This is a genomic window from Pseudomonas sp. LS2P72 (genome assembly GCF_054897865.1).
Map to the genome: position 1 here is coordinate 751,763 of NZ_CM142708.1, position 24,250 is coordinate 776,012.

Consider the following 24,250-nt stretch of genomic DNA (forward strand, 5'->3'; position numbering starts at 1 on the left):
TCAGGGAGTCGTTTGCGAAATGGGCCGGCATTTTAACAGGCTCAGCGAATTGTGCTGCTCTCTCCGACTTGTGACGCAGCACGCTATCTATATTTGCCGGTTTTGATACTTTCACGCAGGATGCGCGGTGAGTTTGCGTCTAATGTTCGTAATTCCGGATACAAAGCCGCGTTCGTTAACTGGTGTCATTTGGTCATTGGTTATCGGCGCTGCATAATGCCGCCGCCTACATCTTTGCAGAGTCTAGGGAGCTAGCTTGTCTACGCCTGTCGAACCCTTGCGTTTGCTGCTACTGGCCGAAGAGCCAGCGTGGGCAGCGTTGTTGCGCGAGTGTCTGGCTCCGATGGGGAGCTCGACCGTGCTGATCAGCGCGCCGAGCTGGGAGTCGGTCAGCAGTCTGTTCGATGACAACCGCGGTGCGGTGTTGTTGACGATTCCAGCGCTTCAACCTCTACCTGGCCGTTGCAGCCTGCCGACGGTATTGCTGCTTGAGCACGAACCACTGCTGCCGCCCGATGGGGTGAGCGACTGGTTGGTACGCGATCACCTTGATCCCGGCATGTTGCGCCGGTGCCTGCGGCATGTGCGCGAGCGTGGGGTGCTGGAAAACACCTTACAGCGCTTGGCCGAGCAAGACCCGCTCACCGGCATCGCCAACCGCCAGGGTTTCCAGACCTTGCTGGCGGCGCGCCTGGCGGAAAACGACGGCCGCGGGCTAGCCCTCGGTCATCTCGACCTCGACAACTTCCGTCACGCCAACGATGCCCTTGGCCACCAGGCCGGTGACCGGTTGATCCTGCAAGTGGTCGCGCGGCTGAAGAGCCAGCTCGAGGCCAGCGATCAGTTGGCCCGACTGGGCAGTGATGAGTTCGCCCTGCTGATCGACACCCGCCGCGCGCCTCAGCGCGCCGAATGGATGGCCGAACGGATCACCGAAGCGCTGGCCGAGCCTTACTGGGTCGACGGCGAAAGCCTGTTGATCGGTTCCAGCCTGGGCATCGCCCACGCCCGGGCCCAGGCCGGCGCCGACCCGCTGATGTGGCACGCACACATCGCCATGCAGCAGGCCAAAAGCACTCAAGGCTGCACTTTTCACATCTTCAACGAACGCATCAATCGCAATGCCCGCAGCATGGCCGACCTCGAAAGCGAGCTGCGCCGGGCGTTGCGCCGGGATGAACTGGAACTGCATTACCAGCCACGCTTGAACCTCGAGGATGGGCAGATTGTCGGCCTCGAAGCCTTGGTGCGGTGGCGTCATGGCGAGCGCGGCTTGCTGCCACCCAGCGAATTCGTGCCGCTGGCCGAGCAAAGCGGCTTGATTGTGCCGCTTGGTTACTGGGTGATTTCCCGCGCCCTGCGTGACATGCAAGCGTTGCGCGAACGGGGTTTGCCGGCGTTGCACATGGCAATCAACCTGTCGTTCCGGCAGTTTCAGGACAGTCAGTTACTCTCGACGCTAAGTCGGCTGATTGCCGAGCGTGGCGTCGAGGCTCAATGGCTGGAATTCGAACTGACTGAAACCGCGGTGATGCGCCGCAGCGATCTGGTGAAACAGACCATGGATGCGTTGGGGCGTTTGGGTGTGCGCTTCTCCCTCGACGACTTCGGCACCGGTTTCTCTTCGTTTGTGCACCTCAACAGCCTGCCGATTACCTTGCTGAAGATCGACAAGAGCTTTGTCGGCGGCATGGAACAGCGCGAAGAGAATCGCAAACTGGTCCACGCGATGATCAATCTGGCGCACAACCTCAATCTTGAAGTGGTCGCCGAAGGCGTAGAAACGCCGGAGCAACTGGATCTGTTGCGCGGGTTTGGCTGCGATCAGGTGCAAGGGTATTTGATCAGCAAGCCGTTGCCGTTGGCGGAGTTGGTTGAGTACCTGACCTTTGGCAGCAGTCAGCAGCCATCACTGGAAGTCGTGAGTTAACGCCGATCCTGTAGGAGCAAGGCTTGCCCGCGATGCAGGCGACACGGTCTTGCAGGCACACCGCGTTATCGTTCATCGCGGGCAAGCCATGCTCCTACAGGGATCTCAGTCTGGCTGAGCGATTTGGAAACTTGCCCCTGACGACGGTTCCTGACGAATCATCTTTTTCATCTTCCACTCAAACGCCCACGTCAAACTCACCGCGGCGCACGCCAGCCCCAGCGCCAATCCCCACCAGACACCCGTCGGCCCCCAATTCAAATGGAAGGCCATCCACCAGGCGGCTGGCGCGCCAATCAGCCAATAGCAGCCCAAACCCACCAGGAACGTGGTCTTGGCATCCTTGAGCCCGCGAATGCAACCCATGGCGATGGTTTGCGTGCCGTCGAACAGCTCGAACCACGCGGCGACCGCCAACAGGCTCACGGCCAGGTTGATGACGTCGCGAAACGCCGGGTCGTTGTGGTCCAGGAACAAACCGATCAACTGATTCGGCAGCAACCAGAAGACCATGGCGAAGGCAAGCATCGCCGCCGCGCCAAAAGCGATGCCGACCCGTCCGGCCAGCCGTGCATTCAGCAGCTGCCCGGCGCCGTAGTGCTGCCCGATGCGCATGGTGATCGCATAGGAAATCCCCGCCGGAACCATGAACGCCACCGAGACGATTTGCAGGGCGATCTGGTGTGCGCCCATTTGCGTACTGCCCATGGTGCCCATGCACAGCGCGGCGAATGCAAACAGTCCGACTTCCACCGCGTAGGTGCCGCCAATCGGCAGGCCCAGGCGCCACAGTTCCTTGAGGTATTGACGGTTAGGTCGCGACAGGCCCTGACGCAAGGGATAAGCGTCGTAGGCCGGATGCCGACGGATGTGCCAGGCCAGCGCCAGCGCCATGCAGTTGGCGACAACAGCGGTAACCAGCCCGATGCCCATCAACCCCAGTTTTGGCAGACCGAACATGCCGGTAATCAATGCGTAATTGAGCAGGAAGTTAGCCACGGTGCCGCCGAGGCTGATGACCATCACTGGCGTCGCCCGGCCAATGGCGCTGGTGAAGCCGCGCAGGGCCATGAAGCTCAGGTAGCCGGGCAGGGCGAACGGCAGGATCAGCAGGAACTGCCCGGCTGCGTGGACGTTGGTTTCGGTCTGGCCGAACAGCAGCAACACCGGTTTGAGGTTCCATAGCAGCAGCCCGGCCACCAACGCCATCAACCACGCCAGCCATAACCCGGCCTGGGTCAGCCTGGTGGCGCCGACGATGTCGCCGGCACCCTGACGAATCGCCACGAGGGTGCCGACCGCGGCGATCACGCCAATGCAGAAGATCGACACGAACGAGTATGTCGCTGCGCCCAGGCCGCCACCGGCCAGCGCTTCGGGACTCAGGCGCGCCATCATCAAGGTGTCGGTGAGGACCATCAGCATGTGCGCCAACTGCGAGGCAATCAACGGCCCCGCCAGCCGCAGGATGGCCCAGAGTTCGGTACGTGCTGGATGCTGCATGGTCATCACGCTCCGCTCTTAAAGAGAAAAGGAAAGTTAAAGAGGGACAGGAAAGCGTCGATTCTCGGCGCTCTACGGGGTTTGCACAAAGGGATAAAAAGGATGGGTTGCATGATTCAAACTCATGCTGGAGAGTTTCTGCTAGGGTGGCCGAATCCCGCTATAGGAGCTTTCCGAATGTCCCGTCGTCTTCCTCCCTTGTATGCCCTGCGCGCATTCGAAGCGGCGGCGCGGCACAGTTCGTTTACCCGTGCGGCCGAAGAATTATCGATCACCCAAAGCGCGGTCAGCCGGCACATTCGTACGCTCGAAGAGCATTTTGCCTGTCGGCTGTTTCACCGCAGTGGGCGCAATCTGCAACTGACCGAGTCGGCGCGGTTGATCCTGCCCGGCATTCGCGAAGGCTTCACCGCCCTGGAGCGGGCCTGCAATACCCTACGTGCCGAAGATGACATCCTGCGCATGAAAGCACCGTCGACCCTGACCATGCGTTGGCTGCTGGCACGGCTCAGCCGCTTTCGGCACCTGCAACCGGGCAACGAAGTGCAATTGACCAGCGCCTGGATGGACGTCGACTCGGTGGACTTCAACCATGAACCGTTCGACTGCGCCGTCATCCTCAGCAACGGGCATTTTCCGCCGGACTGGGAGGCGAGTTTCCTGTTCCCGGAAGAGCTGATTCCAGTCGGCGCGCCGAATCTTCTGCAGGATCAACCGTGGGATGTCGCCCGGCTGGCCAATGCCGAACTGCTGCACCCCACGCCGGATCGTCGCGACTGGCGCAGTTGGCTGGAACGGATGGGGCTGGCGGATCAGGTGTCGCTGAAGGGCGGGCAGGTGTTCGACACGCTGGAACTGGGCATGATCGCCGCCGCCCGAGGTTATGGCGTGTCCATGGGCGATCTGCTGATGGTGGCGGAAGATGTGGCTCAGGGACGTTTGAGCTTGCCGTGGCCGACGGCCGTCGCCAGCGGTGAGAAGTATTACCTGGTCTGGCCGAAAACTCGCCCCGGTGGTGAACGTTTGCGCAGGCTCAGCGACTTCCTGCAAGGCGAGGCCCGCGCAATGGAATTGCCCGACGTTCAACACTTGGGCTGAATCGATAGAGCCGTCGTAATGGCGGCCTTGTGCCATTCCCGGTCTAATTACTCAAGTATTCAGATTTCCCGCCGAGAATGCAGGTGGAACCTTCGTGCAGGTTCGACGCAATTCCCATTATTAGAATTTTGCTGAGTGTGCAGCCAGATCAAGGAGGATCCGGTCGCTCGGCCAGGAGCTGTCATGTCTCAACCTCGTGCCCGGATCGCCTCACAGCTTGGTCTTGCGCTTGCCGTGATACTGGCGATTGTCATCAGCGGCAGTACCGTGTTCGCCCTGCGTTCACTGGACACCGCCAACCTTGCCACCCGCGAAGAGCATCTGGCCAGTGAAGCCCGGTTGCTGGCCGATCAGTTGAGTACCTTTCACGGCACGTTGCGTGAAAGCACCCAGCGCTTGGCCGGTTTGTTCGAAAAACGCTTCAGCGCCGGGTTGAGCGTGCACCCGGACCAACCGGTGGCCGTGGCGGGCACTCAGACCCCGGGCCTGCACCTGGGCAGCGAAGTGCTGAACAACAATTTCAAGGAAGTGGACGAGTTCAAGCAAATGACCGCCGGCGTTGCGACGGTATTCGTGCGTAGCGGTGATGAGTTCATCCGGGTCAGCACGAACGTCAGCAAACAAGACGGCAGCCGTGCCATAGGCACCTTGCTTGATCACGCGAACCCGGCTTACGCCCGCTTGATGGCTGGGCAGAACTACGTGGGTCGAGCCCTGCTTTTCGAGCGCTTCTACATGTCGCAGTACACCCCCGTACGCGACAGCAGCGGTAAGGTCATTGCCGTGTTGTACGTAGGATTCGACTACACCGACGCGCAGAACGCGCAGTTCGCCAACCTCAAGCGCTTCCGTATCGGCCAGACCGGTTCCCTGGCGCTGCTGGATGAGCAGGGCAAATGGCTGGTGCCGATCGCGGGCGTACAAGCGCTGGATCAGGCGGCTCCGACCATCGTTGGCCTGGCGAAGACACCGGGCAAGGGCGAGTTCTGGAGCGACAAGTCAGAAGATTTCTACAGCATTGCCGTACCGTTTGAAGGCGGCCCATGGTCGGTCGTGGCGAGCATGCCGAAAACCGAAATCCGTGCCGTGACCTGGAGTGTCGGCATTCAATTGGCGATTGGCAGTCTGCTGGCGATGTTGATCGCTGTCGGGGCGGCGGTCTGGTTGCTGCGCAGCAAACTCGCGCCTCTGGGTGATCTGGTGCGTCAGGCGGAAGCCTTGGGCGCCGGTGATTTGAGCGTGCGGCTGAACGTATCGAGCAATGACGAAATCGGTCAGCTAGCCCGCGCGTTCAACCAGATGAGCCAGGCGCTGTCGACCATGGTCGAGCACATCCGCAAGGCCTCGCAAGAGGTCAACAGCCGCGCCCAGGCCTTGTCCGGTCTTTCTGGTGGCGCCTATGAAGGGATGGAGCAGCAGTCGGGCGAAATCACCAGCATGGCCGGCGCCGTGGAAGAGTTCAGCGCAACGTCCCTGAACATTGCCGACAACATGGGCAGCACTCAGCGTCTGGCCCAGGAAAACGCACAGCAAACCCAGATCGGTCGTACGTCGATGGACGAAGCGTCCTCGTCCCTGGAACAAATCGCTGGCGCGCTGAACAGCACGGCGACGGTGATCAATACCTTGGGTCAGCGCTCCCAGGAAATCGGCGGCATTGTCGGTGTGATTACCTCGATTGCCGATCAAACCAACCTGCTGGCGCTCAACGCCGCCATCGAAGCCGCTCGTGCCGGTGAGCAGGGTCGTGGTTTTGCGGTCGTGGCCGATGAAGTTCGCAACCTGGCGTCACGTACTCGCCAGGCGACGGACGAGATTTCCGGGATGATCCAGAGCATTCAGCTGGAAACCGGTAACGCCATCAGCACCATGGAACAGGGCAATCTGTTGATGCAGGAAGGCCTGTCGCGCAACGCCAACGTCGCCAGTGCCCTGGCACGGATCGATGAGCAAAGCCGTTCTGCCGGTCAGCAATTCGCGGCGATTACCACCGCCACTCAAGAACAGAGCAGTACCGCCACCTTGCTCAGCAGCAACCTGCAAAGCATTGCTCTGGCGAACAGTGAGCAGCGTGAAGTGGTGTCCAATCTGGCAATCACCGCCAAAGAGTTGGAGAAGCTCGCGGCGGACTTGCGGCATGAGGTTGACCGGTTTCGTTGAGGCGCCGCCGCATTCTTTCTCTGCCATGAGCTGGGTTGTGTCGTTTTTAAGCTTGATGAATCGTTTCAGCAAGACTATAAAAACGACACAACTCCAAGAAAGGCTCCTGTCATGACTCCGCTCAAACTCATCATCGCTCTCGGCGCGCTGTCGGCTACCTCCCACGCCATGGCCTGGGATTACGTGTTGCTCGACACCGACAAAGCGGCCCAGAACTGGCAGATCACTAGTCAACAGCTCGGCATCAAAACCGACAAACCCTTCTCGGTCACCCTGCGCACCTTGCACGGTGGCCGGCAGGAGGGCGTCAGCATCGTCGACATCGATAACGGCAACATGAAACTCTCGGTGGTGCCGACCCGCGGGATGAACGTCCTGCAGGCGTCGGTCGGCAATGTGCGTATGGGTTGGGATTCGCCGGTCAAGGACGTGGTCAATCCGTCCTTCATCGAACTCAACGGTCGCGGCGGGCTGGGCTGGCTGGAAGGTTTCAATGAACTGGTCACCCGCTGTGGCTACGAATGGGTCGGCCACCCCGGCATGGACAATGGTGAATTGCTGACCCTGCACGGCCGCGCCGCTAACATCCCTGCGAACAAAGTCACCCTGCACATCGATGAAAAACCGCCGTACGCCATCACCCTGCGCGGCGAGCTGAAAGAGCAGGCGTTCAAGAAAGTGGACTTCTCGGTGCTGACCGAACTGGTTACCGAACCCGGTAGTGTAGCGTTCGCCCTCAACGACACCCTCACCAACAACGGCGATTATCCGAAGGAATACCAGGCGCTGTACCACAGCAATTTCAGCACCCCATTCCTGGAGCAGGGCGCACGCTTTGTTGCACCGGTGAAACAAGTCTCGCCGTTCAACGACAAGGCCAAGGGCGATCTGCCGGACTGGCAAACCTACCGTGCGCCGACCAAGGACTACGACGAGACGGTTTACAACGTCGTGCCGTATGCCGACGCCAAGGGCGATACGCTGACGGTGCTGCATAACAAGGCAGGCAGCCTCGGGGTTTCGGTGGGTTTCAATACTCAACAGTTGCCGGTGTTCTCTCTGTGGAAAAACACCGACACCCAAGGGCAGGGCTATGTCACAGGTCTCGAGCCAGGAACGAGCTTTTCCTACAACCGCCGGTATCAGCGGCCACTGAATCTGGTGCCGACGATTGCGGCCAAGGAGCAGAAGCAGTTCCAGATCAGCTACAGCTTGCTGGCGGACAAGGGGGCTGTGGATAACGCGTTGAAGCAGGTGAACGAGATTCAGGGTGGGCGGGAGACTGAAGTGCGGCAGGCGCCGTTGGTGGATCTCACCAAGGAATAATCCCCGCTAATTTGTGCTCGGCCGATATTGCAGCGCTTCGGCCAAGTGCTCGCGGGTGATGCCATCGACTTGCTCAAGGTCCGCCAGGGTGCGCGCCACTTTGAGCAGTCGATGGGCTGACCTTAGCGACAAGGTCAGTCGTTCACACGCTGTTTCCAGCCAGGTTTCGTCGGTTGTGGATAACTTGCAGTGTTGGCGCAGGCCCGGTAGATCAAGGAAAGCGTTCGCGCAGCCTTGGCGTTTATGTTGCCGCTCCCGGGCGTTGGCAACCAGCACGGCAGCAGTGGCGGTGTCATCACCGGGTTTGAGCGTAGGATTCAAAGCCGTGGCTTCCCGCGCGACGGTCAGGTGCAGGTCGATCCGATCCAGCAGCGGTCCCGACAGCTTGTTGCGGTAGCGTTGGACCATGTCAGGTGTACAACTGCATTTGCCGCTGGGTTCGCCAAGATACCCACAGGGGCACGGGTTCATCGCCGCCACTAATTGAAAGCGAGCCGGAAATCTCACGCGATCCTTGGCGCGGGAAATCACGATGTGACCGGATTCCAGGGGCTCCCTTAAGACTTCCAACACCTTGCGATCGAATTCCGGGAGTTCATCAAGGAACAGAACGCCATGGTGGGCGAGGGTGATTTCACCGGGTTGCGGCTTTGAACCACCGCCCACCAACGCCGGGCCGGAGGCCGAGTGATGGGGCTGGCGGAATGGTCTTTGCGGCCAGTGGCTCAAGGGCACGCAACTGGTGACGGATTGAATGGCTGCGACTTCCAGCGCCTCGTTTTCGGCCAAAGGAGGAAGCAGCCCCGGCAAACGACTCGCCAACAGCGTTTTCCCGGTCCCGGGTGGTCCGCTGAACAGAAGGTTATGAGCGCCCGCCGCCGCAATCAGCAATGCGCGTTTGGCCGACAGTTGTCCCTGGACTTCATTCAGGTCCGGATAGGGTTTGCTGGCGTAGAGCAACCCGTTGGAAACGTAGGGTTCGACCGGCGTATGTCCATTGAAGTGCGCAACGGCTTCCAGCAGGTGATCCACGGCAAACACCTTCAGCCCCGACGCCAGGCACGCTTCCTCAGCATTCGCCCGCGGCACCATCAGCGAGCGCCCGGCCTTGCGTGCGGCCAGCGCAGCGGGCAACACACCTCTCACGGCACGTACCGCGCCTGACAGCGCCAACTCTCCCAGGCATTCAATGTCATCCAGCGTCAACGTCGGCACCTGAACACTGGCGGACAGAATCCCCAGGGCAATCGCCAGATCAAACCGTCCGCCATCCTTAGGTAAGTCCGCAGGCGCGAGATTCAGCGTGATGCGCCGCGCCGGAAATTGCAGGCCTGAATTGATGATCGCGCTGCGTACCCGGTCCTTGCTTTCCTTCACCGCCGCTTCGGGCAAACCGACCATCGTCAACGATGGCAAGCCGTTGGCCAGATGGACTTCGACGGTGACAGCGGGCGCATCCACGCCAATCTGGGCGCGGCTGTGGACGATGGAGAGGGACATGGTCGTTCCTTGAGCTAAACGAGGGGCCGCTTCCTGCGGGTTTTTTAAGGGTAGACGGGGAGAGAGAATTGGTGGGGTGGTTGCGCGGGCAAACCTTCGCGGGATGTTACGTACGAACAAGGCATCGGCGAGGTAAAAAACCGCCAATACACAGTTTCTTTCTCAAAAAAAATTCAGCTTCGTCCACCGGCCAACCAACCGCCTGGCTCAAGTTCTTTGCCATGCGCGATGGCGACTTCAATAAAGCGTCGTTGATTGGCCGATAAACTTCCAGCCAAGCGACGTGCTTCGGCGTGAAACTCGGCAATTTGTAACAGCTTCGCCTTTCGCTTTTTTGGGCTCATGTGCAGCTCCTGGGATTGGATGTTTGTTTGGCGAAAAGCGTAGAGGAACGGGTGCGAACTATTAAATCAGGCTGGAGAGCTGCTTTTTGTAGGACCGTGCCTAAAAAGTTGAAGGACGACGGTGAAAGAGCGTGGATGGTCTTGCGATAGGAAGGTTGCTACTTATGATCTCGCTGAAACATCCATAGGAGACGCGAATGAAAAGGAATGGAATGCGCCCGATTCATCCTGGTGAAATTCTCAGCGAAGAGTTTTTGAAGCCGCTGGATACTGCAACCGAGGCTTTGGCTCGATTGCTGAACGAGCCAGAGGCGGTAATAGGCGATGTTGTGAGTCAGCAGGTCGGTGTCAGTGCAAGTCTGGCGAAGAAGCTATCCATCCACCTGAACACCACGCCCGAGTTCTGGCTGAACCTGCAGTTGACTTACGATCTGCATAAAGCCGAAATCGAGCGTGGTCGCGCTTTGGCCACTAAAGCGATTGCAACATCCGCGAAGCACGCTTCCACCAAGGCGCATTGACCGTACGTTGCGTCCGTTCACCATCCGCAAGCATGTGCGGAACATCCTGCAACCGAATCCACGGTTGATTATTCCAGTGCAACAGGCTCAGTGACATCTCAGGCCAGCTCAGCAGGCTCAGAATCGGGCGTTCGGTTGAGGTGGGTTGTTGGGCGTCTCTGAGGGCGGGGACGACGTCGTGGGTTAGCCATTCGCGCAGCGCCCGGTATTCGGGGCATTAGTGGTAGACGAGTAGGGCGTAGGCGCCGGACTCGCTGATCAGCAGGGTGTTTTCGATGGTGCCGTGGATGACGACTCGCGCGGATTGATGTTGATCGGGATCGAGTTTGCGGACGGCGCGTTCGTCGAGGAAAAGACGAAGCAGACGGCCTAAGTCTCGGGCGCTGAACCAAGGCTGGTTTTCGATCAAAAGCGCGTGAAGGTGGAGTTTGTGGCGGATGAAGACGTGAGGGATTAGATAGTTTTCTTCCATGGTGCAGCTCCCGGATGCGAATGAAGGAAACTGCCTCTGATCGTCGCCAAACGAAAAGGGTGGCAGCTATACGCGGGTTGGCGAACCGGTGCATCCGGAAACCGGCAGACCCGAAGGTCTCCCACGCATAGCCGCCATAATTCGAGATGGGGATAATTCCCTGGTTCGAACGTGGTCGCGATGCGTTTAGATGCTATCCGGGTCGCCAAACCCAGTGCTGAACATTCAGCAGAAGGTGAGCTTGGGAATCGCGGCCTTACGACGCAATCGGACGGCGGTGGTTTTGTTGTAGGAAGGTGCCTGGATTTTTGAGCGCTTAAAGATCAAAAGATCGCAGCCTTCGGCAGCTCCTACGGTTGAATCTGAAGGTCGTTCCGACCTTATCGCGAGCAGGCTCGCTCCCACAGTGGATTGGGTTTCACCGTGGGATCTGCGGTGTTACTCGACTGGTGGATTCAGCTTCGCTTCAAGCTCCGCCACTTTCGCTTCAAGACTCTCCAGCCGTGCACGGGTCCGTGCAAGCACGACCATCTGGCTATCAAACTCTTCCCGGCTCACCAGATCCAGCTTGCTGAAGCCGCTCTGCAACAGCGCCTTGAACTGGCTTTCGATTTCGCTTTTCGGCAGTGGGGTGTCGCCGCTGAAGAGGCGGGAGGCGGTGCCGCTCAGGGCGTCGAGGAAGTCTTTGGGCGCGAGCATGGGAAATGTCCTGTCAACAATGGCGGGCAGTGTATCACGCAGCGTCTATAGTCAATCTCGCCGTCAGGGGTGCACGCTTTTCGCGCATGGGGACGGACGGCTGCGCACTGTTGTTGTGCGTATCCGTCGGGCCATGTGCGCGAAGCCGCTTGCAGCAGCGGCCAAAGGCTTGAAATCAGTGGGTTTTGGCGAGATGGCAAGCTTTCTGCTTAGTCGGTAGTGACCCATGCACTGATGCAGTCGCTGTGACGAATGCAGTGCGCCAAGCGGAACGGGGGAAGTGTTTCGTGCGGAGTGGTTAGCAGGCGTCGGACGGGCAGGTAAGGCCGACGATGCGTTACAAAGCCAGGCACTGCGCTTAGACTTGAGTCGGGTTTGTTTTCCTGGGGCAAGTCCACCAATTCGGGAGAGAGTTTTCATGAAGCTAGTCACTGCCATCATCAAGCCGTTCAAACTGGACGACGTACGCGAGTCGCTGTCCGAGATCGGCGTGCAGGGCATTACCGTTACTGAAGTCAAAGGCTTCGGTCGGCAGAAGGGTCACACCGAGCTGTACCGCGGCGCGGAATACGTGGTCGATTTCCTGCCAAAGGTGAAGATTGATGTCGCCATTGACGACAAGGATCTTGACCGGGTTATCGAGGCGATAACCAAGGCTGCCAACACCGGCAAGATCGGGGACGGCAAGATCTTCGTGGTCAATCTGGAACAGGCGATTCGCATCCGTACCGGCGAAACCGATACCGACGCAATCTAAGCCGCCACAAACCCAACGCCCCAGGAGAAAACAATATGACTCTGCGTAAATTCGCAGGGCTAGGAGCCCTGTTGTCCCTCGTAATACCCAGCCTGGCCATGGCGGCAGACGAAGTGGCGGCCCCAGTCCTCAATTCCGGCGACACTGCCTGGATGATGACCTCGACAGCCCTCGTGCTGTTCATGACCATTCCCGGCCTCGCGCTGTTCTACGGCGGCATGGTTCGCTCCAAAAACATTCTGTCCGTGATGATGCAGTGCTTCGCCATTACCGGTCTGATCAGCATCCTGTGGGTCATTTATGGCTACAGCATCGCGTTCGACACCACCGGCATGGAGCAGGGCGTCGTCAACTTCAACTCATTCTTCGGCGGCATGGGCAAGGCTTTCCTCGCCGGTGTCACGCCCTCGAGCCTGACCGGTCCCGCGGCGCTGTTCCCTGAGGCGGTGTTCATCACCTTCCAGATGACCTTCGCCATCATCACCCCTGCGCTGATCGTCGGTGCCTTCGCCGAGCGGATGAAGTTCTCCGCGATGCTGATCTTCATGGGTATCTGGTTCACCCTGGTTTATGCACCCATTGCGCACATGGTCTGGTCCGGCAACGGCGGCCTGATGTGGGACTGGGGCGTGCTGGACTTCGCTGGCGGCACCGTGGTGCATATCAACGCCGGTGTGGCCGGTCTGATTGCCTGCCTGGTGCTGGGCAAGCGTAAAGGCTTCCCGACCACCCCGATGGCGCCGCACAACCTCGGTTACACCCTGATGGGCGCCGCCATGCTGTGGGTTGGCTGGTTCGGCTTCAACGCCGGTTCCGCCGCAGCCGCCAACGGCACGGCCGGCATGGCGATGCTGGTGACCCAGATCGCAACTGCCGCCGCTGCACTGGGCTGGATGTTCGCCGAGTGGATTACTCACGGCAAACCAAGTGCCCTGGGTATCGCTTCGGGTGTTGTGGCCGGTCTGGTTGCAATCACCCCAGCCGCTGGCACTGTGGGGCCGATGGGCGCTCTGGTCATCGGTCTGGCAGCCGGCGTGGTGTGCTTCTTCTGCGCCACCACGCTGAAACGCAAACTCGGCTATGACGATTCCCTGGACGCCTTCGGTGTGCACGGCATCGGCGGTATCCTCGGCGCGATTCTGACCGGTGTGTTCGCTGCACCGGCCCTGGGCGGCTTCGGCACTGTCACCGACATCGGTGCACAAGTCTGGATTCAACTGAAAGGCGTAGGCTTCACGGTGATCTACACCGCGATCGTCACCTACATCATCCTTAAGGTGCTGGACGCTGTCATGGGTCTGCGTATCACTGAGGAAGAAGAGGCGGTCGGCATCGATCTGGCACTTCACAACGAACGCGGCTACAACTTGTAAGTACGCGCACAAAAAAACTTGCCCGGCTTGCCGGGCATTTTTTTGTCTGGAGTTTGTCAGTGAAGGAACTGCTGAAAGGTTTTTTCGTACACGTTTAGTGGCGTTTACGACGGACGTTTTTCTGCGGCCAATGGCTTACATGATTGAAGGAATATTAGGGCCTTTGTTTTTTCCCAGAGCGCGCTAGAATGCGCCCCGAACGTGCGGAGAACTGTATGTGGCAACAGACTCTGATTACCCTGCGGGCGAGGCCCCGGGGCTTTCATCTGGTAACGGACGAGTTACTCGCCGGCCTGCCTGAACTCAAGGCATGTCGGGTCGGTCTGTTGCATTTGTGGCTGCAGCATACCTCGGCGTCGTTGACCATCAACGAGAACGCCGATCCGGCGGTCCGTCGCGACTTCGAACGATTTTTCAATCGTCTGATCCCACAAGGAACAGACGGCTATGAGCATAACGACGAAGGCCTGGACGACCTCCCGGCGCACTTCAAGGCCAGCGTGCTTGGCTGTCAGCTCAGTTTGCCGATTTCGGCAGGCCGACTGGCGCTGGGGACCTGGCAAGGCGTTTATCTGGGCGAGCACCGTGATTTTGGCGGTGCCCGTAAAGTCCTCGCCACCGTGCACGGTGAAGAGGCATAAACCGCTGGTTGCCAGCGGTTGTAGAATTTTTTCCAGCGGCCTTCGACAGACGGCGAAGCTGGGCTATAACTAATCTGCTTTTCGCAAGTCATGAGGTAGAACATGAGCGACGATGATCTGGAAAACGACGACCTCGAAGTAGGCGACGACGACGAAACCGAAGAAGGTCTGGAAACAGCAGCGGAAGACGTTGCTGACGACGATGGCGGTGAAGCGCCCGTTCCGACCGCCAAAGGCAAAGCCAAGGCAGCGGTATCGGTCGATGAGCTGCCGAGCGTCGAAGCAAAAAACAAGGAGCGTGATGCTCTGGCGCGGGCCATGGAAGAGTTCCTGGCCAAGGGCGGCAAGGTGCAGGAAGTGGAGGCCAACGTGGTCGCCGATCCGCCCAAGAAGCCTGACAACAAGTACGGCAGCCGGCCTATCTGAGCCTGCTACTTGCCTGCTGAAAAGGCCCGCCGTCGCTGCGGGCTTTTTCATGGGTGAAACAAAACTCTTGAACTCGACACAACCCTGTAGGAGCCGAGCTTGCTCGCGATAGCGGCGTTACATTCAAAGTTTTTATCGACTGATACACCGCTATCGCGAGCAAGCTCAGCTCCTACAGGGGCAGCGTGATTTCCGGGTTAGTGTTGGGCATTCCAGAGGGCCAACAACGCCGGCAACTCGCTCAAGCTGCGGATCTCGGCATCCGGTGCCTTCTCGGCTTCCCAAACCTTGCCCGCCGGGTTAAACCAGATCGCCCGCAATCCCGCCTGCTGGGCGCCGGCAATGTCGTCACCCGGATGATCGCCGATATGCACGGCCGTCTCGGCCGTCGCACCACCCCGTTGCAACGCCTCATGAAACAGTCGCGCATCGGGTTTACCGATGCCGATGTCTTCGGCGCACAACGCAAACTTGAAGTAATCCGCCAGCCCTAACCGACGCACATCGGCGTTGCCATTGGTGACCACGCCGAGGGCATAGTGATTGGCCAGCGTCTCGAGGGTCGGTTGCACCTCCGGGAAGATTTCCAGCTGATGCCGCGCATGCAGAAACACTTCAAAACTCTGATCGGACAGGTCTGAGGCCTGACCCTGGTCGTAACCGGCCTCTTCCAGCGCATGGAACAAGACTCGGCGGCGCAAGGCGCTGATGCGGTGCTTCAGGCCCGGCTCACTGCTCAGGATCCGTTCGCGAATCGCCCACAAATGCTCCACCGACACGGCGCCCAGATTCGGTGCATGCTCGGTCAGCCATTCACGCAATATGGCTTCGGCGCTGACGATCACCGGGGCGGTATCCCACAGGGTGTCGTCGAGGTCGAAGGTGATCAATTGAATTCTCATGACTCATCGCCTTTGATGCGTTTGGCCCGTGGATGGGCGCTGTCGTAAACCGTCGCCAGGTGCTGGAAGTCCAGGTGGGTGTAGATCTGGGTGGTTTTGATGTCCGAGTGGCCGAGCAATTCCTGCACCGCACGCAGGTCCTGGGAAGACTCCAGCAAATGGCTGGCGAAGGAGTGTCGCAGCATGTGCGGATGTAGGTTCTGTCCCAGCTCGCGCTCGCCAGCGGCTTTAACCCGCACCTGAATCGCCCGGGGGCCGAGGCGCCGGCCTTGCTGGCTGACAAACACCGCATCGTCCGCCGGGTTGGTCATGGCCCGGAGCGGCAGCCACAGCTCCAGCGCTTCGCGGGCTTTTTTGCCGACCGGCAGCAGTCGGGTCTTGCTGCCCTTGCCGAGCACTTGAACCATGCCGTCGGCCAGGTCCAGCTGATCCAGATTGAGCCCGGTGAGTTCCGAAAGGCGCAAACCCGAGGAATAGAACAACTCCAGAATCGCCTGGTCCCGACGCGCCAGAAAATCATCCTCCACCGCGCCCTCAAGCAGCTGCAGCGCACGGTCGGTGTCGAGGGTTTTTGGCAGCCGACGTTCGCCCTTGGGTGGCGCCAGGCCGTTGGCCGGGTCGTGGTCGCAGAGGCCTTCGCGGTTCAGATAGTGATAGAGCCCGCGCACCGCCGACAGCAGCCGCGCCAGGCTGCGCGACGATTGGCCCTGTGAATGCAGGCGAGCGATCAGGCTGCGCAGACGCTGGATGTCCAGGGCCGCCCAACTGCTGATGTTCTGTTTGACGCACCAGCCCAGCACTTTGTCGAGGTCGCGGCGGTAGGCGTACAGCGTGTGGGGCGACACCTGCCGCTCACTGCGCAGGTGTTCGCAGTAAGCGTCCAGTTGCCGTTCCACGGTCAGCGTACCGAGCGCAGGGAGGTGTTGACCCGTGGCAGGACGCGGCCCATGACTTCGGCGATGTAACTCAGAAACAATGTGCCCACCGAACTCTTGTAGTGCTGCGGGTCACGGCTGGCGATGGCCAGGACTCCGTGGATTCCTTGGTAGCTGATGGCGACAACGGCGGTGGAGCCGATCTGTTTGCGCTGTTCTTCGCCAAACAGGAAGTCCAGTTCGTGTTCACGCAGGCTGCCGCTGACGCTTTTGTCTTCCGAGAGCAAGCCGCCGATGGCTATTTGCGCGTCGGCATGCGTGACCCAGCGGCCCACCGGCATCGGGTTGTCACCCAGCAGGATCAGGCTGACGAAGGGCACCTGGAAATCCTGGCGCAGGCTGTCTTCGACGCTGATCACCACGTCTTCCAGGCTGGTGGCGTCCATCAGCGCGAGAATCAGGCGGCGGGTCTTGTCGAAAAGGCGATCGTTGTCGCGGGCCACGTCCATCAAATGCGAGAGGCGATGACGCAACTCGATGTTGCGGTCGCGCAGGATGGTCATCTGGCGTTCGACCAGTGAAATGGTGTCGCCGCGCTGGTGCGGAATGCGCAAGGTTGCGAGCAAGTCTTCATGCTCGACGAAGAAATCCGGATGAGCCTCCAGGTACGCGGCAATCGCCGCCGCCTCAAGGCTTTCGGAAGGGGATTCGTCGGGCTGTAGGGCGGGAACCTGGGGCTTATCTTTCATGGATTCGACTCTCTCAAAGACGCACTTGTCCTTCATAAACGCGCACTGCCGGGCCGGTCATCATGACCGGTTGGCCAGGGCCTGCCCATTCAATGGACAAACGCCCGCCGGGCAGGTCGATCAAAAGCGGCGAATCCATCCACCCCTGGCTGATCGCGGCCACTGCGGCAGCGCAAGCGCCGGTTCCGCAAGCCTGGGTTTCCCCGGTCCCGCGTTCCCAGACGCGCAGCTGCGCGCGGCTCCGGTCGATGACCTGAAGAAAACCGACATTGACCCGCGCCGGGAAGCGCGGATGGTTTTCGATTTTCGGCCCCAGTTCACGTACCGGTGCATTGTTGATGTCGCTGACCCGTAGCACGGCATGGGGGTTGCCCATGGACACGGCGGCCAGTTCGACCGTAGTGCCATCGACGTCAACCTGATAGCTCTTGGCCTGTTCCGGCGCGTCGAACGGAATATCGGCCGGCACCAGGCGTGGTGCGCCCATGTTGACTCCGATTTGCCCGTCGCTGCGGATATCCAGTTCGATGATGCCGCTTTTGGTCTCGACGCGGATCTGCCGCTTCGCGGTCAGGCGCTTGTCGAGCACAAAGCGAGCGAAACAGCGCGCACCGTTGCCGCACTGTTCCACTTCGGAGCCGTCGGCGTTGAAGATCCGGTAGCGGAAATCCACGTCCGGGTTGCTGGGCGCTTCGACGATCAGCAACTGGTCGAAACCGATACCGGTATGCCGATCGCCCCATTGCTTGGCGTGTTTGGGCAGGATGTGCGCATGCTGGCTGACCAGGTCGAGGACCATGAAGTCATTGCCCAGGCCGTGCATCTTGGTAAAACGCAGCAGCATGGTTTTACTCCGGCAGCAGGCTTTCGCCAGCAAACAACTCGGCTACCGTCTCACGGCGACGCACTTCAAATGCCTGATCACCATCCACCAACACTTCAGCGGCACGGCCGCGGGTGTTGTAGTTGGAACTCATGACAAACCCGTAGGCACCGGCCGAATGCACGGCCAGCAGGTCGCCTTCTTCCAGGGCCAACTCACGATCCTTGGCCAGGAAGTCGCCGGTCTCGCAGATCGGCCCGACGATGTCGTAGGCACGGGCAGCGGAAGTGCGCGGGCGCACGGCGGTGACGTCCATCCAGGCTTGATACAGCGCCGGGCGGATCAGGTCGTTCATGGCCGCGTCGACGATGGCGAAGTCTTTGTGTTCGGTGTGCTTGAGGTACTCGACCTGGGTCAGCAGAACGCCGGCGTTGGCGACGATAAAGCGGCCCGGCTCGAACACCAGCGCCAGGTCACGACCGTCGAGACGCTCGCGCACGGCTTTGATGTAGTCGGCAGCCAATGGCGGCTCTTCATCGCGATAACGCACGCCCAAACCACCACCGAGATCGATGTGGCGCAGGTAAATGCCGCAATCGCCGAGGCGATCGACCAGGCCCAGCAGGCGATCCAGGGCGTCGATGAACGGCGGCAGGGTGGTCAGTTGCGAACCGATGTGGCAATCGACACCGACCACTTCCAGGTTTGGCAGTTGGGCGGCGCGGATGTACACGTCTTCGGCGTCGGCGATGGCGATGCCGAACTTGTTTTCTTTAAGACCGGTGGAAATGTACGGGTGGGTGCCGGCGTCGACATCCGGGTTCACGCGCAGCGAGATCGGCGCGCGAACACCCAGCTCGGCGGCGACCACTTGCAGGCGTTCCAGCTCATCGGTGGATTCGACGTTGAAGCAATGCACGCCGACTTCCAGGGCGCGACGCATGTCGTCACGGGTCTTGCCGACACCGGAGAAGACGATCTTGTCGGCGCTGCCGCCAGCGGCCAGTACGCGTTCCAGCTCGCCACGGGAGACGATGTCGAAACCGGCGCCCAGACGTGCCAGGACATTCAGTACACCCAGGTTGGAGTTGGCCTTGACCGCAAAGCAGACCAGGTGCGGCATGCCGGCCAGCGCATCGGCGTAAGCCAGGTACTGGGCTTCGATGTGCGCACGGGAGTAGACGTAGGTCGGTGTGCCAAAGCGTTCGGCGATGGCGGACAGGGCAACACCTTCCGCGAACAGCTCGCCGTCTCGGTAGTTAAAAGCGTCCATAGCGTTCCCTTAGTAGACGTCGTGCTTGTGTGCTTTCGACGGAGTCTGCTGCGACGATTTGGCTTGCTCTACAGGATCCTGATTTTCATCAGGCAGGTACAGCGGGCCTTTTTGACCACAGGCTGACACAAGGCAGGCAACCGCGAGGAGCGCAGCAAGGGAAGAGATCAGGCGCTTCATGGCGAAATCCTTGAAAATGCATTAATTGCGCCGGAGTATACCGGCCACCCCGCAGCTTGCCTATGCGATGCGCCTCCCGTCCGGCGGGGCTGTGGTGAGGGGATTTATCCCCGTTCGGCTGCGAAGCAGTCGCAAAACCGGTGAATGCGGTTTCTCTGATGCACACCGTAGTCCCAAAATCAGGGCCGCTTCGCGCCCCAACGGGGCGGTGCGACGTTTCGATAAATCCCCTCGCCACAGGCTCGCATAGGTATAGCGCTCCCATATCGATATCGACGCTTGGTCGTTATCCTTTGCAATCACCGGGGCTCGCCCGTATCTTGCGGCGCTTGAGCGTGAGTAGACACTTTTTGAGGTTCCCGCAATGAGTTTGACTGAAGCCCGTTTCCACGATCTGGTCGATGCCACCCAGCAGACGCTGGAGGATATTTTTGACGAGTGTGACCTGGATATCGATCTGGAGAGTTCGGCCGGTGTGCTCACCGTCAAGTTCGAAAACGGCAGCCAGTTGATCTTCAGCCGTCAGGAACCGCTGCGCCAGCTGTGGCTGGCGGCCGTGTCCGGTGGTTTCCACTTCGATTACGACGAAGAGAGCGAGCGCTGGATGTGCGACAAGAGCGAAGAGCAGCTGGGCGAGATGCTCGAGCGCATCGTCAAGCAGCAAGCTGACGCCGAGCTCGATTTCGAAGGTCTGTGAGATCGTGACCCAGCCTGTGCCCGTTCGTCCGCCCAAACCGCTCTACAGCAATGTCAGCCCGGCGGTGGCTTCGCCGTGCAGCGGTGTGTGTCGGCTGGATGAGCAGAAGGTCTGCCTTGGGTGTTTTCGCCATGTCGAAGACATCCGCGAATGGCGCTCGGCGGATGATGATCGGCGCCGGGTTATCTGCGCCCAGGCCACCGAACGCAAGTCATCTATTTGACGGCTAATTGTGGCGAGGGGATTTATCCCCGTTGGGTCGCGGAGCGATCCTGAAATCTGCAACTATGGAGTGCCAGACACACCCCGTTCTCTTTTTTTGCGACTGCTTCGCAGCCGAACGGGGATAAATCCCCTCGCCACAGAGGTTCTCTATAAATGTCTCAAGGGTGGTGGTCGCCCCTCACTTGTATATTTATTGAGCTGTGATAGTGTCGAGAAACGCCTCAACCCATCGAGGCTCGTGAAAACCCCGCCTTTTTCTGGCGGGGTTTTGCTTTTTCTGTGCAGAAGAAAGGAGTCTGCCCAAATCATGACCGCACCTTCAATTACCCTTACCCGTCTGGACGTGCAACGTCTGGAGCGCCTGATCGACAGCCTGGATGACACGCTGCCGGGCGTTATCGCGCTGCAAACCGAACTGGACCGCGCCGATACCCTGGTCGGTCACGATGAAGTACCCGCCGATGTCGTGACCATGAATTCCCGTGTGCATTGCCGCGAAGAAGGCAGCGGCAAGGATTATCACCTGACGCTGGTTTATCCGAAGGATGCCAATGCCGACGAAGGCAAGATTTCCATTCTGGCGCCAGTGGGCAGCGCGTTGCTCGGCTTGAAGGTTGGTCAGCACATCGACTGGCCGGCTCCGGGCGGCAAGACACTGAAACTGACCCTGCTGGAAGTCGAATCACAGCCGGCCGAGGGCGGCCACTTTCCGGAATAAACCCTCAGACCTGCTCGAGCGCCTCGTTCAATGCGCGCTCCAGGTCGGCCTTGTAGCGCAAATACAAAATGCTTGAGCTCTGACCATCACCGAGCAGGCCCGACAGGTCCAGGTCGGTGATGTAGCAGCGATAGCGTTCGATTTCACGGCGCTGCTCGACGATTTCCCGGGCGACCACGCTGAACAATCGGTCGCCATGTTCCAGCTCTGAAAATTCCCGCTGATTGCAATACAACGTGACCTGCACCTGTCCCGGTGCGGCTTTGCCGACAATCGCCTGCACGTCGTAGAAGGGTTTGTTGACCGGGGTTTGCGGCGCTGGCCGAGCTTCGACCCGACGCGCCCGCACGGGGCCGGAGGGCAGCAGTTGGTAATACAAGGTGTCCAGGCTCAGCGGCTGGGCGACGTCCATCGGCAGCAAGGCGTCGCGCCGGTACTGGATCGATTGCAGGAACCGTTGCAGCGGCACCAGCAGGCTTTGCTCGTCGTGGTAGGGCAAGCGCTGCTGCCACAGGGCATTGAATTCATCCAGTACGTACAGGTCGGCGCGGTACTCGTTGATCCGGAAGAACACCTGAATGCAGTCGGGTTGACCCATCGGCAGGACCAGCGCCAGGTCGTGGTCTTCCAGTGCCATCGGGTCCAGGTGCAGCGGGCTGTAGCTTGCCCGTTCTTCGCCCAGGTAATCGACCAGCGCCGGCAGCGTGGCGAGGGCGACATGATTGACCTGGCCGGGCACCAGCTCCAGCACGTGGTAATGCTGCTGGACCTGAATCAGGTAACGATGATTGAGTTTGCTCAACAGCAGGTTCTGCGCGGTATCGAGGATCTCTTCGACCCGCCGGGCGATGAACTGTGCGCGGTTGTGGCAGAAGCACCGAACCCGCAACGTGGGTTGTTGTAGCCCGTCGGGCAGGTTGTTGAGGTAATCGCGCACGCAGTCGAGCAGCGCATAAGGGCCGTCGAAGCGGTTGACCAGCACTTCGTTCCAACTGTTGAGCGTGACCTGATCCAGGGTCAGCACCAGGTTTTCCCGGACGCCGGCGTAACTGAGGGAATCGGTGCGCTCGGTGGTCATCAGGATGTTCAGGTCGCGGTGGTGCTTGAGTGGATCGACGCCGACGTTCACCAGAATCAGCACTTCGCTCGGCACGCTGGCGCGCAGTAACGGTTCTTCGGCGACGGTCGTCAGCGGCAGGGCGATGCTCTGTTGCAGGCTGCCGAGCAGATTGAACAGTTCGAACTCGCTCAGGTCGCTGCTGCCGGGATGCAAGGCCAGGCGAGTGCTGCTGTCGATCACGCCGTTGCGGTGGCACCAGGTCAGCAGTTCCAGCAATTGGCGGCTGCGCTTGATCGGTGCGAAATGCTCCCATTCGAGGGCCGTCAGGCTGCCGTTGTACAAACCCCACTGAGTTTGACCCGCTTCTTTTTTGTTCGGCGCATGCACCAGCGTGAGGGTGTCTTCGGCCAGGTCCGGGGCGATGCCGGGGTTGATGAACTCGACCTTGTCGGCCTTACGCTCGAAGGCCGCGTACAGCCGTCGACCCAGCACGTTGAGGTCGCGCTTGTTGATCAGGCTGACGGTCTGTTCGTTGCGGGCGAACTGGGTCAGGAAGCGGTAGCTGTAATTGAGCTCGTTGACCAAGGCCCTTCGTTCAGATCCGACTTGGCGGACTTTCCACTGGCTGCGGCTATCGAGCAGGGCCAGTTGACGATGGTCCCATTGCCATTCGTGGGCCAGGCGTTTGAGCAACGAACGCTGCCAGCTCTCAGTGCGGCTATTACTGCCGGTGAGTTTGCGATTGACCTTCAGGTACAACGCCCGGCGTACCAGCTCCAGGCGTTCCGGCTCGCCACGGGCGGTCAGGTATTCCTCGATGCGCCGGTAGACCACGACGTACGGATCCAGCTCATCAAGGTCGAGCCGATTGGCAAACACCGCTTGCTTGAAGCGCAGGCTCAGGCAATGAACCTGGGGGTGTTCGCTGGCATAGACCTCCGTCAGCAGCAGCTTGAGTACCGATTTGTACGGCGACTCGATGCCCTTGAACAACTGCCAGAGCCCAGCGCCGATGTATTCGCCAGGCGGGATATAGGCCAGATGCCCCAGGTCCAGGGTTTCGTCGGCACGGATGAAGCGCTTGGACATCAGCGTGTGGGTATAACGGTCGTAGCTCGCTTCTTCGTATACCGGCACCAGCCACCAGATGGGTGTGCGTCCGGCCAGCCAGATCGCGGTGCGATAAAACTCGTCCAGCAACAGATAGTGCTGGGTGGTGCCGCAGTCTTCCGAGCTGAGTTGCGCATCACGTTCGCCGCGTACGAAACGGGTCGGGTCGATCAGGAAAAAATGCGCCTCGGCGCCCTGACTGGCAGCCCAGATTTCGAGGAGCTGGCATTTTTTGCGCAGCTCGGCGAGCTCGCTTTCGCTCAAGTCCGGCCCATGACAAACCCACACGTCCATGTCGCTCTGGTCGGCCTGAGCGAGGGTGCCGAGGCTGCCCATCAGGAACAGGCCGTGAATCGGTCGCGGCGGATTGCTGCCGTGGCGAGGCTTATAGGAAAACGAGCGGGCCAAGCGTTGGGCTTCGGCGAGCGCGTTGGCGTCGGGTTCGTAATTCGACAGCCCGGCGGGCGTGCTGCCCGAAACGTACCCTGGCAACAGCGGATGATTGACGTGGAAAAACAGCGGTAACAGGGTCAGCACCGCTTGCTGGCGGGTCGATAACCCTTCCATGGCGCGGGCCATACGGCCTTCGTTGAGCTTCAGAAAACGTGCGCGCAGCTGGCTGAGAACCTTGCGGTCGATTCCCTCGTCCAGATCGGGGCGGATTTCATGGTGGCGGGTCATGTCAGCTCAAACCGGCTCGCGGGGCTCAGACGTGGATGTCTGCGGATGAGGGGCAGTTTAGCGCCTCGGCTCCAGGACTTTTAAGCTGATTTTGTTTTTTCTGGCGTCAGATTTTTATCGAGAGGCGACGGCAGGCAACAGGGCAGGTAACGAAATGTGCCCGCGGAAATCCCGTAGCAGGGGTTTCCGTGGGCGCTACGGTAATGC

23 protein-coding genes and 1 pseudogene are annotated in these 24,250 nt (G+C 60.0%); 12 read left to right on the forward strand and 12 right to left on the reverse strand.

The window, feature by feature from the left end; translation table 11 throughout:
- Positions 1-256 precede the first annotated feature (256 nt).
- On the forward strand, positions 257-1,930 hold the full coding sequence (locus tag ACYZUA_RS03365) for a putative bifunctional diguanylate cyclase/phosphodiesterase (RefSeq protein WP_461962069.1): 1,674 nt from the start codon (positions 257-259) through the stop codon (positions 1,928-1,930).
- Positions 1,931-2,035: 105 nt separating this feature from the next.
- Here ACYZUA_RS03365 and ACYZUA_RS03370 read toward each other — a convergent pair whose 3' ends face one another.
- Positions 2,036-3,433 carry a NorM family multidrug efflux MATE transporter gene (locus tag ACYZUA_RS03370; protein WP_461962070.1) on the reverse strand — a complete coding sequence of 466 codons (1,398 nt, stop codon included), beginning with the start codon at positions 3,431-3,433 and terminating at the stop codon, positions 2,036-2,038.
- Between the two features lie 177 nt (positions 3,434-3,610).
- On the opposite strand from ACYZUA_RS03370, the gene ACYZUA_RS03375 reads away from it, so the two are divergent.
- The 3 genes from ACYZUA_RS03375 to ACYZUA_RS03385 all read left to right on the forward strand — a co-directional run bounded on the left by ACYZUA_RS03375 (position 3,611) and on the right by ACYZUA_RS03385 (position 8,017).
- Positions 3,611-4,531 (forward strand): LysR substrate-binding domain-containing protein, encoded by a 921-nt coding sequence (locus tag ACYZUA_RS03375; protein ID WP_046053830.1) that lies wholly within the window; start codon positions 3,611-3,613, stop codon positions 4,529-4,531.
- Between the two features lie 183 nt (positions 4,532-4,714).
- The gene (locus tag ACYZUA_RS03380) at positions 4,715-6,691 is read left to right on the forward strand and encodes a methyl-accepting chemotaxis protein (RefSeq protein WP_461962071.1); all 1,977 of its coding nucleotides are present in this window, start codon (positions 4,715-4,717) and stop codon (positions 6,689-6,691) included.
- A gap of 111 nt (positions 6,692-6,802) precedes the next feature.
- Complete coding sequence (locus ACYZUA_RS03385) at positions 6,803-8,017, forward strand: aldose 1-epimerase family protein (protein WP_461962072.1); 1,215 nt, start codon at positions 6,803-6,805, stop codon at positions 8,015-8,017.
- A 6-nt stretch (positions 8,018-8,023) separates the two neighbouring features.
- Here the strand turns inward: ACYZUA_RS03385 and ACYZUA_RS03390 are convergent, their stop codons facing one another.
- Entirely contained in the window at positions 8,024-9,517 is a 1,494-nt protein-coding gene (locus ACYZUA_RS03390) for a YifB family Mg chelatase-like AAA ATPase (protein ID WP_461962073.1), read from the reverse strand.
- Positions 9,518-9,690: 173 nt separating this feature from the next.
- Positions 9,691-9,861, reverse strand: coding sequence for a hypothetical protein (locus ACYZUA_RS03395; protein ID WP_461962074.1), 171 nt, complete (start codon positions 9,859-9,861; stop codon positions 9,691-9,693).
- Between the two features lie 197 nt (positions 9,862-10,058).
- Between ACYZUA_RS03395 and ACYZUA_RS03400 the strand changes: the two genes are divergently transcribed.
- The gene (locus ACYZUA_RS03400; protein WP_461962075.1) at positions 10,059-10,382 is read left to right on the forward strand and encodes a HigA family addiction module antitoxin; all 324 of its coding nucleotides are present in this window, start codon (positions 10,059-10,061) and stop codon (positions 10,380-10,382) included.
- Here the strand turns inward: ACYZUA_RS03400 and ACYZUA_RS03405 are convergent.
- Together ACYZUA_RS03405 and ACYZUA_RS03410 are read right to left on the reverse strand one after the other, a co-directional pair.
- Positions 10,333-10,854, reverse strand: a pseudogene (locus ACYZUA_RS03405) (BRO-N domain-containing protein). The gene ACYZUA_RS03400 and the pseudogene ACYZUA_RS03405 overlap by 50 nt on opposite strands.
- Before the next feature lie 438 nt (positions 10,855-11,292).
- Entirely contained in the window at positions 11,293-11,553 is a 261-nt protein-coding gene (locus ACYZUA_RS03410; RefSeq protein WP_283182164.1) for an accessory factor UbiK family protein, read from the reverse strand.
- Between the two features lie 418 nt (positions 11,554-11,971).
- On the opposite strand from ACYZUA_RS03410, the gene glnK reads away from it, so the two are divergent.
- The 4 genes from glnK (at position 11,972) to sutA (ending at position 14,750) form a co-directional block, all read left to right on the forward strand.
- Positions 11,972-12,310, forward strand: a complete 339-nt coding sequence (gene glnK, locus ACYZUA_RS03415; protein ID WP_002555808.1) for a P-II family nitrogen regulator — start codon at positions 11,972-11,974, stop codon at positions 12,308-12,310.
- 35 nt (positions 12,311-12,345) lie between these two features.
- Positions 12,346-13,683, forward strand: a complete 1,338-nt coding sequence (locus ACYZUA_RS03420) for an ammonium transporter (RefSeq protein ID WP_461962076.1) — start codon at positions 12,346-12,348, stop codon at positions 13,681-13,683.
- A 215-nt stretch (positions 13,684-13,898) separates the two neighbouring features.
- Positions 13,899-14,324 carry a secondary thiamine-phosphate synthase enzyme YjbQ gene (locus ACYZUA_RS03425; RefSeq protein ID WP_008030499.1) on the forward strand — a complete coding sequence of 142 codons (426 nt, stop codon included), beginning with the start codon at positions 13,899-13,901 and terminating at the stop codon, positions 14,322-14,324.
- Positions 14,325-14,426: 102 nt separating this feature from the next.
- A complete protein-coding gene (gene sutA, locus ACYZUA_RS03430) occupies positions 14,427-14,750 on the forward strand; it encodes a transcriptional regulator SutA (RefSeq protein WP_046045079.1) in 324 nt (107 codons plus the stop codon).
- 197 nt (positions 14,751-14,947) lie between these two features.
- Here sutA and ACYZUA_RS03435 read toward each other — a convergent pair whose 3' ends face one another.
- From ACYZUA_RS03435 to lptM, 6 genes are read right to left on the reverse strand one after another with little or no spacing between them, the layout of a single operon-like run.
- Entirely contained in the window at positions 14,948-15,652 is a 705-nt protein-coding gene (locus tag ACYZUA_RS03435) for an HAD family hydrolase (protein WP_461962077.1), read from the reverse strand.
- Positions 15,649-16,548 carry a tyrosine recombinase XerC gene (gene xerC, locus ACYZUA_RS03440; protein WP_008150257.1) on the reverse strand — a complete coding sequence of 300 codons (900 nt, stop codon included), beginning with the start codon at positions 16,546-16,548 and terminating at the stop codon, positions 15,649-15,651. The genes ACYZUA_RS03435 and xerC overlap by 4 nt, the downstream gene beginning before the upstream one ends.
- Positions 16,549-16,550: 2 nt before the next feature.
- The gene (locus tag ACYZUA_RS03445; RefSeq protein ID WP_461962078.1) at positions 16,551-17,276 is read right to left on the reverse strand and encodes a DUF484 family protein; all 726 of its coding nucleotides are present in this window, start codon (positions 17,274-17,276) and stop codon (positions 16,551-16,553) included.
- Positions 17,277-17,289: 13 nt separating this feature from the next.
- Entirely contained in the window at positions 17,290-18,120 is an 831-nt protein-coding gene (gene dapF, locus ACYZUA_RS03450; RefSeq protein WP_461962079.1) for a diaminopimelate epimerase, read from the reverse strand.
- Positions 18,121-18,124: 4 nt separating this feature from the next.
- On the reverse strand, positions 18,125-19,372 hold the full coding sequence (gene lysA / locus ACYZUA_RS03455; RefSeq protein ID WP_461962080.1) for a diaminopimelate decarboxylase: 1,248 nt from the start codon (positions 19,370-19,372) through the stop codon (positions 18,125-18,127).
- A gap of 9 nt (positions 19,373-19,381) precedes the next feature.
- Entirely contained in the window at positions 19,382-19,552 is a 171-nt protein-coding gene (gene lptM / locus ACYZUA_RS03460) for an LPS translocon maturation chaperone LptM (RefSeq protein WP_309675540.1), read from the reverse strand.
- Between the two features lie 364 nt (positions 19,553-19,916).
- On the opposite strand from lptM, the gene cyaY reads away from it, so the two are divergent.
- The 3 genes from cyaY to rnk all read left to right on the forward strand — a co-directional run bounded on the left by cyaY (position 19,917) and on the right by rnk (position 21,192).
- Positions 19,917-20,249, forward strand: a complete 333-nt coding sequence (gene cyaY / locus ACYZUA_RS03465; RefSeq protein ID WP_046045086.1) for an iron donor protein CyaY — start codon at positions 19,917-19,919, stop codon at positions 20,247-20,249.
- A 4-nt stretch (positions 20,250-20,253) separates the two neighbouring features.
- Entirely contained in the window at positions 20,254-20,472 is a 219-nt protein-coding gene (locus tag ACYZUA_RS03470; protein WP_461962081.1) for a DUF1289 domain-containing protein, read from the forward strand.
- 309 nt (positions 20,473-20,781) lie between these two features.
- Positions 20,782-21,192, forward strand: a complete 411-nt coding sequence (rnk, locus tag ACYZUA_RS03475; protein ID WP_046045088.1) for a nucleoside diphosphate kinase regulator — start codon at positions 20,782-20,784, stop codon at positions 21,190-21,192.
- Positions 21,193-21,196: 4 nt separating this feature from the next.
- Here the strand turns inward: rnk and ACYZUA_RS03480 are convergent, their stop codons facing one another.
- Positions 21,197-24,043, reverse strand: coding sequence for a class I adenylate cyclase (locus ACYZUA_RS03480; protein ID WP_461962082.1), 2,847 nt, complete (start codon positions 24,041-24,043; stop codon positions 21,197-21,199).
- Between the last annotated feature and the right edge of the window lie 207 nt (positions 24,044-24,250).